At 71.7% G+C, this 14293-nt stretch carries 12 protein-coding genes; 2 read left to right on the top strand and 10 right to left on the bottom strand.

Annotated features, from left to right (window positions below; all coding sequences use genetic code 11):
- Positions 1 to 171 precede the first annotated feature (171 nt).
- The gene (locus CP984_RS19080; protein WP_003978973.1) at positions 172 to 1695 is read right to left on the bottom strand and encodes an MFS transporter; all 1524 of its coding nucleotides are present in this window, start codon (positions 1693 to 1695) and stop codon (positions 172 to 174) included.
- A gap of 128 nt (positions 1696 to 1823) precedes the next feature.
- Here CP984_RS19080 and CP984_RS19075 point away from each other — a divergent pair, with 128 nt between their 5' ends.
- Together CP984_RS19075 and CP984_RS19070 are read left to right on the top strand one after the other, a co-directional pair.
- A complete protein-coding gene (locus tag CP984_RS19075) occupies positions 1824 to 2876 on the top strand; it encodes an Lrp/AsnC family transcriptional regulator (protein ID WP_003978974.1) in 1053 nt (350 codons plus the stop codon).
- Positions 2873 to 3556: a rhomboid-like protein gene (locus CP984_RS19070; protein ID WP_043977641.1), complete on the top strand. Its 684-nt coding sequence runs from the start codon at positions 2873 to 2875 to the stop codon at positions 3554 to 3556. The genes CP984_RS19075 and CP984_RS19070 overlap by 4 nt, the downstream gene beginning before the upstream one ends.
- Here the strand turns inward: CP984_RS19070 and CP984_RS19065 are convergent.
- The 9 genes from CP984_RS19065 to CP984_RS19025 all read right to left on the bottom strand — a co-directional run bounded on the left by CP984_RS19065 (position 3450) and on the right by CP984_RS19025 (position 14178).
- A complete protein-coding gene (locus CP984_RS19065; protein WP_139679694.1) occupies positions 3450 to 4172 on the bottom strand; it encodes a hypothetical protein in 723 nt (240 codons plus the stop codon). The genes CP984_RS19070 and CP984_RS19065 overlap by 107 nt on opposite strands.
- 316 nt (positions 4173 to 4488) lie before the next feature.
- Positions 4489 to 5334, bottom strand: a complete 846-nt coding sequence (locus tag CP984_RS19060; protein WP_003978977.1) for an HAD family hydrolase — start codon at positions 5332 to 5334, stop codon at positions 4489 to 4491.
- Positions 5331 to 6620, bottom strand: a complete 1290-nt coding sequence (gene serS, locus CP984_RS19055; RefSeq protein WP_003978978.1) for a serine--tRNA ligase — start codon at positions 6618 to 6620, stop codon at positions 5331 to 5333. The genes CP984_RS19060 and serS overlap by 4 nt, the downstream gene beginning before the upstream one ends.
- An 888-nt stretch (positions 6621 to 7508) precedes the next feature.
- Positions 7509 to 8435 (bottom strand): prephenate dehydratase, encoded by a 927-nt coding sequence (gene pheA, locus CP984_RS19050; protein ID WP_003978979.1) that lies wholly within the window; start codon positions 8433 to 8435, stop codon positions 7509 to 7511.
- 158 nt (positions 8436 to 8593) lie between these two features.
- Entirely contained in the window at positions 8594 to 9901 is a 1308-nt protein-coding gene (gene efeB, locus CP984_RS19045; RefSeq protein ID WP_003978980.1) for an iron uptake transporter deferrochelatase/peroxidase subunit, read from the bottom strand.
- Positions 9901 to 12063, bottom strand: a complete 2163-nt coding sequence (locus tag CP984_RS19040) for a copper resistance CopC/CopD family protein (protein WP_003978981.1) — start codon at positions 12061 to 12063, stop codon at positions 9901 to 9903. Before CP984_RS19040 ends, efeB begins: the two co-directional genes overlap by 1 nt.
- 12 nt (positions 12064 to 12075) lie before the next feature.
- Positions 12076 to 12654, bottom strand: a complete 579-nt coding sequence (locus CP984_RS19035; protein ID WP_003978982.1) for a copper chaperone PCu(A)C — start codon at positions 12652 to 12654, stop codon at positions 12076 to 12078.
- Positions 12651 to 13301, bottom strand: a complete 651-nt coding sequence (locus tag CP984_RS19030) for an SCO family protein (protein ID WP_003978983.1) — start codon at positions 13299 to 13301, stop codon at positions 12651 to 12653. The genes CP984_RS19035 and CP984_RS19030 overlap by 4 nt, the downstream gene beginning before the upstream one ends.
- A 76-nt stretch (positions 13302 to 13377) precedes the next feature.
- Positions 13378 to 14178: a YcnI family copper-binding membrane protein gene (locus tag CP984_RS19025; RefSeq protein ID WP_003978984.1), complete on the bottom strand. Its 801-nt coding sequence runs from the start codon at positions 14176 to 14178 to the stop codon at positions 13378 to 13380.
- Positions 14179 to 14293: the final 115 nt, after the last annotated feature.

Genomic DNA, 14293 nt, shown 5'->3' with positions numbered 1-14293 from the left:
ATCGGGGAACGGCGCCAGGCGGCCACCCGGAACCGGCCATGGCGCCGGACGGTTCCGGGGGCCGACCCGTTGGAGACATCACCACGCGGCCGACCCGCCGTGGGCCGGCCGCGTTGTGATGCCGTCGTACGGCGCTGCCGCTGTGCGGCGCCCCGTCGTACGACGCTGCCGTCACCCCCGGTCCGCGCCGACCGCCGTTCCGGCAGCGGCCGTTGCGGGAGCGGCCGTACCGGTGCCGGCCGTGCCGGAATCCGAGCCCGCCGTCCCCGCGGCAGCCGCGGCCGTACGGTCCGCGGGCCGGTCCCGGTCCGCAGGCCGGTTGCGTACGACGGCCAGGACCAGCAGGCCCGTCGCCACCGCCACGATGCCCGCGACCAGGGACACCCGGGTCAGACCGTGGACGTAACCGACGCCCGGACCGGCGTGCGCGCCCGCGGACTGCATGCCCTGGGTGAAGACCGTGCCGAGGATCGCGATGCCGAGCGCGAAACCGAGCTGGCGGAAGGTGTTCACCGCGCCGCTCGCCATGCCGGCGCGCTGCGGCGGGGCCGTGCCCAGCGCCGCCGAGACCAGTACGGGCATGGCCATGCCGATGCCGACGCCGCTGATGAGCAGGCCCGGCGTGAGGACCGCCCAGCCGGAGTCGTCGTTCAGCAGCAGGACGTGCAGCAGCGGTCCGGCGCCGATCAGCAGCAGGCCGACGCCGATGGGCACCTGCGGCGCCAGCCGGTGCAGGAACCGTCCGCCGAACATGCCGACGGCCATCGACGCCGCCGCCATCGGCAGCACCGCGAGTCCGCCCATCACCGGGCTCAGGCCCAGGATGTTCTGCAGCCACAGGCCCACGTACGTCAGGTACGGGAACGCCGCGGCCTGGAGCAGCAGCGCCGCCGCCATCAGGACGGCGAAGGCCGGGCGCCGCATCAGCTTCAGGTCCAGCAGCGGCTGCGCCGTACGGCGTTCCACGGCCACGAAGACGGCCAGCGCCAGCAGGGCCACCGCCAGCGACAGGAGCGTGCCGGACTCCGTCCAGCCCTCCTCACCACCGCGCATCAGCCCGTACGTCAGTGCGCCCGCGCACAGCGTGAACGCGCCGGCGCCCGGCCAGTCGATGCGCCCCGTACGGTCGCCGTGCGACTCCGGTACCGACCGCAGAGTGATCCACATCGCCACCGCCGTCAGCGGCAGGTTGACCAGGAAGATCGCGCGCCAGTCCACGTACTGGGTCAGCACACCGCCCAGCAGCGGGCCGACCGCCGCCGCGGCACCGCTCGTACCGCCCCAGATGCCGAAGGCGACCCCCCGGTCACGGCCGTGGTACGCGGCCATCAGCAGCGGCGTGTTGGTGGCGAACATCGCCGCCGCGCCCACGCCCTGCACTGCCCGCGCGGCGATCAGCACGCCCTCGTCGGGCGCCAGGCCGCAGGCCAGCGAGGACAGCGCGAACAGTGCGAGTCCCGCCAGGTACAGCTTGCGGCGCCCGAACAGGTCGGCCGCCGAACCGGCCACCATCAGCAGCGCGGCCAGCGCCAGCGCGTAGATGTCCATCACCCACTGCAAGGAGGTGAAGGAGGCGTGCAGGCCGTCGGCCATCCGCGGCAGCGCCGTGTTCACGATCGTCACGTCCACGAGCAACATGAAGTTGCCCAGGGTGATGGCGGCCAGGGGCCACCATCTGCTCCGCCCGTTGTGCATCTGGATCCTCTGTGGTCATCGGTGTTGTCGTTGGTTCCGTCCCCCGCACCAGAGTCCGGTCGGAACGCCCGCCACTCCCAGCCACGGCGTACCGTGCGGCGCAATCCGACACGGGTTAGCCTTTCCTGGTGAAAACCGACAGCTTCGACGAGCTGGACCAGGGGCTGGTACACGCCCTCCAGCTCGACGGCCGGGCACCCTTCAGCCGTATCGCCGAGGTCCTCGGCGTCTCCGACCAGACCGTTGCCCGCCGCTACGGGCGGCTGCGCGGCGCCGGGATGATCAAGGTGATGGGGCTCACCGACCCGCCGGCCCTCGGCGAGATCGAATGGCTGGTACGGGTCCAGTGCACGCCCGACGCGGCCGTCGCGGTCGCCGAGGCGCTGGCCCGGCGCACCGACACCTCCTGGGTGAGCCTGATGTCCGGCGGGACCGAGATCGGCGCCGTGTGCCGCGCCGCCAGCAGCCGGGACAGCGACGCGCTGCTGCTCCAGAAGCTGCCGCGCACCCCGAGCGTGGTCGGCGTCACCGCGCACTGCATGCTGCACGAATTCTTCGGCGGGCCGCTGGGCCTGGTCAACAAGTCCGGCGCGCTGACCGAGGAACAGGCGGCGCGGCTGCGCCACCCGGCGTCCGCCGCGGCCGACCGGCGGACCGGCGCGCCGCCCACGCGCACAGCGCCCGTCGCGCTCACCGCGGCCGACCGCCGCCTCCTGGACGCGCTCGCCGAGGACGGCCGGACCGGCCTCGCCGACCTGGCCACGGTCACCGGCTGGTCCCAGTCCACCGTCCGCCGCCGGCTGTCCGAACTGCGCGCGGACGGCGTCCTCTATTACGACGTCGACTACGACGCCCGGTACTTCGGCTTCGGCGTCATGGTCTCCCTCTGGCTCTCCGTCGCCCCCAGCGAACTGGCCGCCGCCGGAGCCGCGCTCGCCCAGCACCCCGAGGTGGCCTTCGCCTGCGCGACCACCGGCCCGCACAACCTCTTCGCGTCGGTACTGTGCCCCGATGTACGCGCCCTGTACACGTACCTCACCACCCGTATCGCGGCGCTGCCCGGCGTACGGCACATGGAATCCTCGCCGCTGATCCGCCGGATCAAGGGAGCCGGGCCGCACGGCCGGGGCCGGATCGTCTCCGGCCCGCTCACCCCCGCCCCGCCGGGCCGCGCACGATGAAGCGCGTGCGGCCCCCTGCCCCGGCCGGCCGGGTGGCGGCCTGGGTACGGTCCGCGCCCGGCACCCATATCTGGCTGCTGGTCATCGGCATCACCAGCCTCGTCATCGCGGGGGCCACCGAAGGGCTGGGGGACTTCCTCCTCCACCGCACCAGCAGCAACATCCACGAGCTGAACCAGCACCCCCTCTCCTCCCTCCTCATCAGCGGCTTCTGGATCGAGAACCCGTCCTCCTTCGTCCTGTACGCCGCCCTCTTCGAGCTGGTCCACGCCAATGTCGAACGCTGGCTGGGCACCTGGCGCTGGCTGCTGACGATCGGCGTCGCCCACGTCACCGCCACCCTCGCCAGCCAGGAACTGGTCCTGCTCGCCATCGAGGGCCACCGGCTCCCCCGCTCCATGACGCACGTCGTCGACATCGGCGTCTCGTACGGCCTGGCAGCGGCCGCCGGCCTGCTCACCTACCGGCTGCCGCCGCCCTGGCGCTACCTCTACCTGGCGTCCGTCATCGGCTTCTTCGGCATCCCGCTCCTGTCAGGCGCCACCTTCACCGACATCGGACACGCCATCGCACTCACCCTTGGTCTCGCCGCCTGGCCCTTGACCCCGGATGCCGGTGCGGACGCGGCAGCGGACGGGGACCGTAGCGCAACTCCCGGACGTCCTCCGCCAGATCACTGAGCCGCAGACTCATCGCGCACACGACCCGGTTCGTGGCGTCCACCCGCCGGTCCAGCCGGTCCAGCCGTACGGAGATACGGCCGATCACCGGTGCGAGGTCGCGGAGCACGGGCCCGATGTCGGCGAGCGACGATTCGACGTGGGTGAGGCGGTGGTCGAGGGACTCCAGGGTCGGCCCGCTTTCCGCCTGCCGTGGCACACCGACGCGGCCCCGCTCCTCGACGTCGAGGAGATACGTACGTACCGCCCGCGCGACTTCGCTGTCGCGGAGGAGCATGGCGATGTTGAGGATGGTTCGGCGGGTGTAGAGGGTGAGGTGGGCTCGGCCCTGTGGATAACTCTGCTTTGAAAGGGACAAGTTGTCCCTTTCAAAGAGCCGCAGGTCAGAGCCTCGCAGCACCTGCAACCCGTTGCAGACGAGTTCTGTCCGGTGCCTTTGGGTGAGCTTCTTGATGGCCTCGTTGTGGACAACGAAGTAGTCCGCAACGCCCTCCGTGGTCGCATGGACCCCATCCGGCAACAGGACGAGCGCCTTGACCTTGTCGAGGACCTCGGTGCGGCCCATCACACTGTCGCGCATGGCCCGCGACTCCAGCAGTACAGCTTCGGGTGGCATGGGAATGCCCTCCACTCAAACCGGAACGGTTTGAAAGAGGCAGGCTGCCTCTTTCAACTGAACGCCCGTATCCAGGGCTCAGGAGCGGAGGCTGCTCACGGATGCCACTACCTCTATGTCCGGTTCTCAGTCGTACGGCTGCACCGCATCACGGCCGTCACCGGCAAACCCCAGCACTTCACGGTCTCTCGACGCCTCGAACTCCAGTTGCCTCCACGCACAGTGGACAACGAACGGATAAACGTACAGTTACCCGTTCGCAGGCAGGACTTCGCTCACCCGTTCCGGACGGTCCGAAAGGGTGGCCGGGCGGGGTTCAGCCCTCGTACAACCGCTCCAGTACCACCGCGACGCCGTCCTCCTCGTTGGAGGCGGTGGTCTCGTCCGCTACGGCCTTCAGTTCCTCGTGGGCGTTGGCCATCGCTACGCCGTGCGCGGCCCAGCCGAACATCGGGATGTCGTTGGGCATGTCGCCGAAGGCGATCGTGTCGGCGGCCTTCACGCCCAGGCGGCGGGCGGCGAGGGAGAGGCCGGTGGCCTTGGAGAGGCCGAGGGGGAGGAGTTCGACGACGCCTTCGCCGGCCATCATCACGCCGACCAGGTCGCCGGCGGCCTCGCGTGCGGCGCGGGCCAGTTCGTCGTCGCCCAGCGTCGGGTGCTGTATGTAGATCTTGTTGATGGGGGCCGACCACAGGTCGCCGGGGCCCTCGATCATCAGGTGCGGCAGCGGGCCCTCTTGGATGCGGTAGCCGGGCGTGACCAGCACCTCGCCCTCCAGGCCGTCCCGGCTCGCGGCCAGGAACAGCGGGCCGACCTCCGCCTCGATCTTGGCGAGGGCCAGTCCGGCGAGCTGCCGGTCCAGGGTGACCGAGGTCAGCAGGCGGTGTTCGCCGGCGTGGTAGACCTGCGCGCCCTGCCCGCACACCGCTATGCCGTCGTAGTCCAGCGCGTCGAGGATGTGCCGGGTCCACGGCACCGCGCGGCCCGTGACGACGATGTGCGCGGCCCCGGCCGCCGTGGCCGTGGCCAGGGCGGCGCGGGTGCGCTCGGAGATCGTGTCGTCGGGCCGCAGCAACGTTCCGTCAAGGTCGGTCGCGACGAGCTTGTACGGCAGCGGGCGGGCCGGAGCGGCCCGGTGTGCGGGTTCGGGGGCGGTGGTCACCGGTTGACGGGCTCCAGGATCTCCCGGCCGCCCAGGTACGGGCGCAGCAGCTCGGGCACGCGCACCGAGCCGTCCGCCTGCTGGTGGTTCTCGAAGATCGCCACGATGGTGCGGGGCACCGCGCAGAGCGTGCCGTTGAGCGTGGCGAGCGGCTTGACCTGCTGCTTGCCGTCCTTGTTGGTGCGCATACGGACCGACAGGCGGCGGGCCTGGAACTCGTCGCAGTTCGAGGCGCTGGTCAGCTCGCGGTACTTGCCCTGGGTGGGGATCCACGCCTCGCAGTCGTACTTGCGCGAGGCCGAGGCGCCGAGGTCACCGGTGGCCACGTCGATCACCTGGAAGGGCAGCTCCAGGCCGGTCAGCCACTGCTTCTCCCAGTCGAGGAGGCGCTGGTGCTCGGCCTGCGCGTCCTCGGGGTCGACGTACGAGAACATCTCGACCTTGTCGAACTGGTGGACGCGGAAGATGCCCCGGGTGTCCTTGCCGTACGTACCGGCCTCGCGGCGGAAGCACGGCGAGAAGCCCGCGTAGCGCAGCGGCAGCTTGTCGGCGTCGACGATCTCGTCCATGTGGTACGCGGCGAGCGGTACCTCGGAGGTGCCGACGAGGTAGTAGTCGTCCTTCTCCAGGTGGTACACGTTCTCCGCGGCCTGGCCGAGGAAGCCGGTGCCCTCCATGGCGTGCGGGCGCACCAGGGCCGGGGTGAGCATCGGTGTGAAGCCGGCCTCGGTGGCCTGCGCGATGGCGGCGTTGACGAGCGCGAGCTCCAGGAGCGCGCCGATGCCGGTCAGGTAGTAGAAGCGCGAGCCGGAGACCTTCGCGGCGCGCTCGACGTCGATGGCGCCGAGCGCCTGGCCGAGCTCCAGGTGGTCCTTGGGCTCGAAGCCCTCGGCGGCGAAGTCGCGCGGGGTGCCGACGGTCTCCAGGACGGTGAAGTCCTCCTCGCCGCCGACGGGCACGTCGGGGTGAACGAGGTTGCCCAGCCTCAGCAGGAGGGACTGGGTCTCCTCCTTGGCCTCGTCCTGCTCGGCGTCCGCGGCCTTGACGGCGGCGGACAGCTCCCCGGCCTTCTTCAGCAGCGCGGCCTTCTCGTCGCCGGTGGCCTTGGGGATGAGCTTGCCGAGCGACTTCTGCTCGGCACGCAGCTCGTCGAAGCGGACGCTGGAGGTCCTGCGCCGCTCGTCGGCGGAGAGCAGTGCGTCGACGAGCGCGACGTCCTCTCCACGGGCGCGCTGGGACGCGCGCACACGGTCGGGGTCCTCACGGAGCAGGCGAAGGTCAATCACCCCACCAGGCTACCGGGGTGCGGCGCCGACGCTCGACGCCATATTTCCCCGCGTGGCGCTTTGTCCGGTTTGTGGATATTTGGAACTTTTGGGAATTCCGTGCCGTGCGATGCGGTACGGCGGTATGGCGCGGGGCGCGAGAGGAGCATAAGGGGCGGACGGGAAGTCGGTGGGAGGGGTGGAGCGGGGAGTGAAGGAGTCGCGGGATGCGGTGCGGACGGCCGGAAAGTGGCGGAAAAAATCGTCAAGGAAATCTTGCGCCATCGCCAGTACGGGGGTATTCGCGCCGCTTGCGGCGACCCGCTTCCCTTGTGGACGGCCGGAGTTGGCGGGTGGTGGGCGGTAGTGGGTGACGGAGGTTGTACCCAGGGTTGTCCACAGGGCTGGGGGAGTTCCGAAATCTTATCCACAGGCTGTGTGTGGGAACTGTGGAAGTCGGAAGGTTTGGTTCCTCTTCAGGAAACCGTAGCCAGGGATTCACCGGCGAAACCCTTTGTCGACGCTCTTTCGTGTGGCATTTCCTCGCCCTAAAGGATTGTTCGCGTGAATTGTGCTGACGCGGACGGGCTGCGGTGCTGTGGAGGGCTCCGGGGGTCGGTAGAGCAATATGTCGACTCTGTCCGAGTTGGAGCGGCCGCCGTGTCGACTTGTCCCCAGGTCGAGAACAGGGCCTGTGGATAACTTTGTGGACAACGCCAACACCCCAGCCCAGGCCGCACACAGCCCCGCGCAGGCCGCTCGGCGGACGTTGGCGGCCTGCTACGGCACCGCCCGCCCACCGGTTCCCGGCCACCGTCGCGGCACCAGACCACCGTCGCGGCACCAGGCCACGCCGCGGCACCAGGCCACCGAGGGCGGTACCGCGTCACCCGGCTCGGCGCCGAGCCGTCAGCCCCGTCCGTCCAGGCAGCGCGTCAGCCAGTCCGCCGCGTCCGTGAACGCGTCGTCCGCCGTGTCGGGGCGCACGTTCGCCCGTACCCGGTCCGCCCGCGGGTACGACCCGAGGAACCGCACCTCCCGGCAGATCCGCTTGAGCGCCATCAGGACCTCGCCGACCCGCCGGTCCGTGAGGTGCCCCTCGCAGTCCACGGAGAAGCAGTAGCGGCCGATGCCCTCGCCGGTCGGTCGCGACTCGATGCGCATCATGCTGACGCCGCGGGCCGCGTACTCCTGGAGCAGTTCCAGCAGCGCACCGGGGTGGTCCTCGCGCAGCCACAGCACGACGGAGGTCTTGTCGGCGCCGGTGCGGGCCGCCGGCCGGGCGGGACGGCCCACCAGGACGAAGCGGGTGGCCGCGTTCTGCGCGTCGTGGATGTCGGTGACCAGCGGTTCGAGGCCGTACGTCGCCGCCGCGAACTCCCCGGCGAAGGCGCCGTCGTAGCGGCCCTCCTGGACCAGCCGCGCGCCGTCCGCGTTCGAGGCCGCCGACTCCCACACCGCCTCCGGCAGGTGTTCCGCGAGCCACTTGCGCACCTGCGGCTGGGCGACCGGGTGCCCGGTGACCGTCTTGATGCCGCTCAGTTCCGTGCCGGGCCGTACGAGCAGCGCGAAGGCGATCGGCAGCAGCACCTCGCGGTAGATCATCAGCGGTTCGCCGGCGGCCAGTTCGTCCAGGGTGGTGGTCACCCCGCCCTCGACGGAGTTCTCGATCGGCACCAGCGCGGCCGCCGCCTCACCGGCCCGTACGGCGTCCAGCGCGGCCGGTACGGACACCATCGGGACCAGTTCTCGGGTGGCGGACTCCGGGAGCGTACGCAGCGCCGCCTCGGTGAACGTGCCCTCGGGCCCCAGATACGTGTAGCGGCTGACCGACATTCCCTCTGACTCCCTCACGCTCCGGTGGGGACCGCCGAACCGATCACCCGCTCGCCACGTTACCCGCACCGGCCGCCCGCCCCGGTCTGAAGCCGGAGACCCACGGCCCTCAGGGGCCTACCGGAGATCAAGCACCCACCGGACCCCGCCCCTCCCGCTCACCCCTCCAGCAGCGGCTGCCCCACGTACCCGCCCGCCACCGCGGCCGGCGGCACCGCGAACAGTCCGCTGGCCTCGTGCCGCAGGAACGGCGAGAGGGCGTCGCCGCGGTCCAGCTTGCGCTGGATGGTGACGAAGGAACGCAGCGGATCGGCCTGCCAGCAGACGAACAGCAGCCCGGCGTCCGGGGCGCCGTCGTCGCGGAACCCGTCGTGGAAGGAGTACGGCCGCCGCAGCATGGCCGCGCCCTGGTTGGATTCCGGCGCCGCGATCCGCGCGTGCGCGTCGGCCGGGATGACCGGCAGCCCATCGGGGCCGTTCTTGTCCAGGTCCATCTTGGTGTGCTCATCGCCGCCGGTCAGCGGCGCGCCGTCGGCCTTGCGGCGGCCTATGACCTTCTCCTGCTTGGCGAGCGGCTGCTTCTCCCAGTCGTCCAGCAGCATCCGGATACGGCGGACGACGGCGTACGAGCCGCCGCGCATCCAGGCGTACGGGCCGCTGCCGGCGTCCCGGCCGACGAAGATCCGCTCGTCGAAATTCGGGTCCGTGGGCTTGGGGTTGTTGGTGCCGTCCACCTGGCCCATCAGGTTGCGCGCGGTCATCGGGCTCGCGGTGGCGCCGGGCGTGCGGTTGAAGCCGTTCATCTGCCAGCGCAGCCGCGCCGCGTCCCCGGCCTCCTTCTGGAGGGCGCGCAGCGCGTGGAAGGCGACCAGCGCGTCGTCGGAGCCGATCTGCACCCACAGGTCGCCGTTGCTGCGCCCGGCGTCGAGCGCGTCCGAGGAGAAATCCGGCAGCGGTTCGAGCTGGACCGGGCGGCGCGCGGTCAGCCCCGTACGGTCGAAGAAGGTGCGGCCGAACCCGAAGGTGACGGTGAGCGAGGACGGGCCCGCGTCCAGCGCGACACCGGTGTCCGCGGCCGGCGCGCGCCCGGCCATCAGCTCCTCGGCCGTACGGGACCAGCGGCGCAGCAGGGCCGCCGCGGCCTTGCGGTCGGCGCCCGGCGCCAGGTCGAAGGCGACGAGGTGGCCGCGCGCCTGGAGGGGCGTGGTGATGCCCGCCTGGTGCCTGGCGTGTTCGTCGCGGAAGGCGACCGTGGTTGAGCCGATGCTGCTGAGCGCGGCGGGCGGGTCGTCCTGCGTGGCGGCGACGCTGATCGCGCCGCCCGCGGCACCGGCGACCAGGCCCGCTGCGCCGGCGGCGCCGACGGTGCCCAGCAGACGGCGGCGGGACAGTTCGAGGGTTTCGGGGCGCTCCGGACCGGCACCGGTCCCGGTGCGGTCGCCGGAGGGGGAAGCGGTGGTCGTCATCAGTTGATCTTCACGTTCCTGGTCTCGGTGACCTGGTCGATGTCGGAGGTCCGCACGACCAGGGAGAGCTGCCACTGTCCGGGCACCGGCAACTGGACGCCGCGCGCGCTCCAGTGTCCTTCGCTGACGTGGTCGAGGGTGACCGGCAGCGGCCCGAGCTTCTTGTCCTTGAGGGTGAAGGAGATCTTCACCTCGGGGATGTCCTGGGTCCGGCCGTCCGGGTCGGCGATCCGCAGGTGCAGGGCGTTGGCGCTGCCGCTGCGGCCGGGGTCCAGGTCGATGCGCGCGGTGCCCTTGCCGCGCGCGCCACCGGTGTCGAACGGGATGTTCAGCACCTGCGGCTGGTTGGCGTCCGCCGACTGCCCGGCCGCGCCGACCGCCTTCACGGCCTCCTCCGTACGGGCCGGTTCGGTCGACGTGAGCACGGTGGTGACGGCCAGCAGCACCACGGCGACCGACGCCTCGGCGAGTACGGAGCGGCGCAGTCCGGAGCGCTCCGGGTCGGCGTCGCGGATGCGCTTGGTACGGGCGGTGGCCAGCGCCGAGCGCTGGCGGGCCAGCTGGGCTGCCCGCGCAGGGTCGATATCGCGGGCGGATTCACCGGCGCCCCCGGCGGCGGCAGTGGGCTCCGCGTTCGCTTCCGCGCGCGCCGACACGCTTTCCAGTACGGCGGCGGCCTCCGCCTCGGGCGCCGGGCCCTCGCCCAGCCGCGCCGTCCAGCGCCGCGAGAACCAGGCCACGCCCACGAGGACGACGACCAGCGTGACCTTGATCAGCAGCAGCCGCCCGTACGAGGTGTCGGTCAGCGCCCGCCACGTACCGACCTGCCTCCACGACTGGTAGACGCCGGTCGCCACCACCACCAGGACGGACCCGAACGCGAGCCGCGAGAACCGCCGGACACCGGCGCGGGCCACGGACGGGCCCTTGTAGAGGGAGACCAGCAGCGCGGCCAGCCCGCCGAGCCAGGCGGCGACGGCCAGCAGGTGCAGGGCGTCCACGGGCATGGCGACCGCCGTCTGCAGGCCGGTCGAGGCGTGCTCGGCCATCGCCCAGGTGGCGGCGAGGCCCACGGCCACGATGGTGCCGCCGACGGCCAGGCCGAAGGTGAGGTCCTTGCGGTGCTTGGGGTCGGGGGTGGAGGGGGTTGAGGGGGCGCCGGGGTCCGGGTCGGCGTCGGCCGAAGCGTTCGCGCCCTCGGGCCGCCGGCCCTGCTCGACCTGCCCGGTGGCTTCCCCGGCCTCCTTGGCCCCTTCGGCCTCCCCGGCGCGCTCGACCTCCCCCGTACGCCCCTCATCTCCCTGCGCGCGGGCGTACGCGCCGAAGAGGACGGCCACGAAGAGGGCCGCGGCGGCGAGCAGCAGCAGTCTGGCCACCAGCGCGGCTCCCGGCTTGGTCTCCAGGACCTGCCGGAGTCCACCGAGGTCGAAGACGTCGGCGAGGTCCCCGGACGTCGTGTACGGGGTGCGCAGCAGCAGCATCGCGATCGTCGCGGCGGTCAGCGCGGCCCAGCCCCGGGAGACCAGGCGCTGTACGGACCGTACGCGCGCGGCGGCCGGACGGCAGGCGAGGACGAAGGCCGCGCCGCCCACCAGGACGACGAACCCTGCGTACGCGATGTAGCGCGCGATGCCGTACAGCGCGCCGACCACACCCCCGCCGGCCTCCTGCTGCGGCAGCGGGGCGCTGGTCTCGGACGGCGCGCCCACCGAGAAGGTGAAGGCACCGGAGACCGGGTGGCTGTCGGCGGAGACCGCCTGCCAGGCGACGGTGTACGTGCCGTCCGGCAGGCCCGGCGGCAGCCCCGCGCCGTACTTGACCGTCTCGCCGCTGCACAGGTCGCGCAGCTTGCCGCGGTCGACCCGCTTGCCCTGCGGGTCCAGGACCCGTACCGAGTCGTCGTCCATCGCGACGCCCTCGGAGAAGGTCAGCGTGACCTGCTCGGGTGCGCTCTGCACCACCGACCCCTGCGCGGGGGTGCTGCCGGTCAGCGCGGCGTGCGCGCCGGCCGGCGTGGCACCTCCGAGGAGCACGCCGAGCAGCGCCGCCGCGAGCACCAGGAGGCGCAGCGCGGACGACCGGCGGGTGCGCGGGGCGCCTTTACGGCGTGCGCCCGGAGCGCGGGCGCCGGAGCCCGGTGCGCAGAGGACGGTGGTGGTCATGACGGGCGCCCCCTACTTCTTGGCGTCGTGCTGCGAGTGGCCTTCGGTGGATCCCTCGTGCTGCGAGCCGTCGTGCTGCATCGAACCGTGGTCCATGGAACCGTGATCCATCGAGCCCCCGCCGCCGGAGCCCGTCTTGGCCCCGTCGTCCTTCGGGGTGTAGGTGCCGGACTTGACCGGCACCTCGACCTTGAGCGGCTTCGACTTGTCGAAGTGCAGCTCGACGGTGACCTGCTGGCCCTCGGCCGGCTTCTTCTTCAGGCCCATGAACATCAGGTGATTGCCGCCGCGGGCGAGTTCCAGCTCGCCGCCCGCGGGTATGTCCAGCGACTTGACCTCCTCCATCTTGTTGTCCTTGGTCGTGTGGATGGTGACGCTCTTGGCCACGTCGCTGGTGACGGAGGTGAGCTTGTCGGCCGTATCGCCGGAGTTCTTGATGACGAGGAAGCCGCCGGCCATGTTCTGGTCGACCGGCTGCGGCATGTAGGCGCCGGAGACGGAGAGCTTCGGCGCGCTGTCCCCGCCGCAGCCCGCGAGGGCGAATCCGGCGGTCAGGGCGAGGGCGGCGGCGAGGGTGGTGCGGCGGTTCACGGGTTCTGTCCCTTGATGATCTTCGGAAGTGCCTTGGAGTAGTGGTCGACGCCGGCGTCCTGCATCCCCATCCAGTGGATCTTGTCGTCCTTGGGGGAGCTGAGCAGCACCTGCGCGCCGTGCGTGGAGACCACGTCGCCGTTCTTCTTCTTGACGGGCTTCTCGATGCCGATGTTCACGCTGCGCGCGCCGGCCTGGATGGTGTCGAACGAGCCGGTCAGGCCGACGAACTTCTTGTTGATGCCGCCCAGCCACTTCTTGAGGGCGGCCGGGGTGTCGCGCTCGGGGTCCGACGTCACGAAGACGACGCGCAGGTCGTCCTGTTCGGCCTTGGGCAGCTGCCGCATCGCCACGTCGATGTTGTTCATCGTCAGCGGGCAGACGTCCGGGCAGTGGGTGTAGCCGAAGTAGATCAGCGTCGGGTGGCCCTTGGTCTTCTCGATCAGGTCGTACTTCTCGCCCTCGGTGTCGGTCAGCACCAGGTCCGGCTTCTCCACGGGCTGATCGAGGGTGACGATCGGCTGGGAGCGGGTGCCCCCGGAGACGCTGGCGGCGGGCTTGTCGCTGTCGCCGCCGCCGTCGCAGGCGGCGAGGGTCAGTGCCGAGGCCAGCGCGACGGTGGCGGCGATCAGGTTCCTACTACGCATTGCTGTGTGTCCCGTTGGTCAGGAGCGGGGTGCCGGACCGGCGCCGCGCGGGCGCCGGCCCTGGCACGGGGTCGGGTCAGGCACCACGGCGCCGGCCGGCGAGCACGCCGAACGCGATGCCGATGATGCCGACGACGATGCCGGCGCCGCCCAGGACGCGCGCCGTGGTGTCGCTGCCGTCCGCGGCGGCCTGCCGGGTGCCGCCCGCGTCGCCGCCGGCGTTCTTCGCGTCGGCGCCGCCGGAGCCGTGGCCGTCACCGGACGCGGGGGTCAGCTTGAGCACCGGCGCCGGGTTGTCCGGCTCCGGCGCGCCCTCCTTGGCCGGCTCGATCCAACGTACGACCTCGTCGTTGTCGTACGTCTGGAGGGCCTTGAAGACGAGCTGGTCGGTCTTGGGCAGCTGGCCCACCGAGACCGGGAACTGCTGGAACTGGCCCGGCGCGATCTTGCCGCCGTCCGCGGTCCAGGTGATCTTCGAGACGGCCTCGGTGAGCTTCTTGCCGTGCGTCTCCAGGGGCTTGTCGAGCTTGGACTTGGTGACGTCGATCTTCCAGCCCGGCACCGGCTGCGGCATCGCGGACGCCAGCGGGTGGTCGGCCGGCAGGGTCACTTCGAGCTTCACGGTCGAGGCGTTGTCGCGCTCGTTGGGGACCTTGAAGTTGATCGTCGCGTAGCCGCCCTGCTCGGCCTGGCCCGGCTGCACGCTGACGTGCGCGAAGGCGGGTACGGCGAGCAGCAGCACGCTGCCCGCGGCGAGGCCGCCGACGACGGGCAGGCGGCGGGCGAGCCGGCCGCGACGGCCGGAGTGCGCGGTGCGCGCGGCGGACGGTGACGGTTCGGCAGTGGGCTGTGACGGTACGGCGGTGTACTCGGACATGGCGGAAAGCACTCCACAGGCAGGAGGGAAGAGGGAAGGAATCGGCTGGCGCGCGTGCGGCGACGACGGCGCACACCGGCTCCTCCCGTGCGCCGGGGCGTGCCCGGTCCTGCTG

Source organism: Streptomyces rimosus, from assembly GCF_008704655.1.
GTDB classification, from domain to species: Bacteria; Actinomycetota; Actinomycetes; order Streptomycetales; family Streptomycetaceae; genus Streptomyces; species Streptomyces rimosus.
This window is presented reverse-complemented; position numbering and strand designations above follow the sequence as displayed.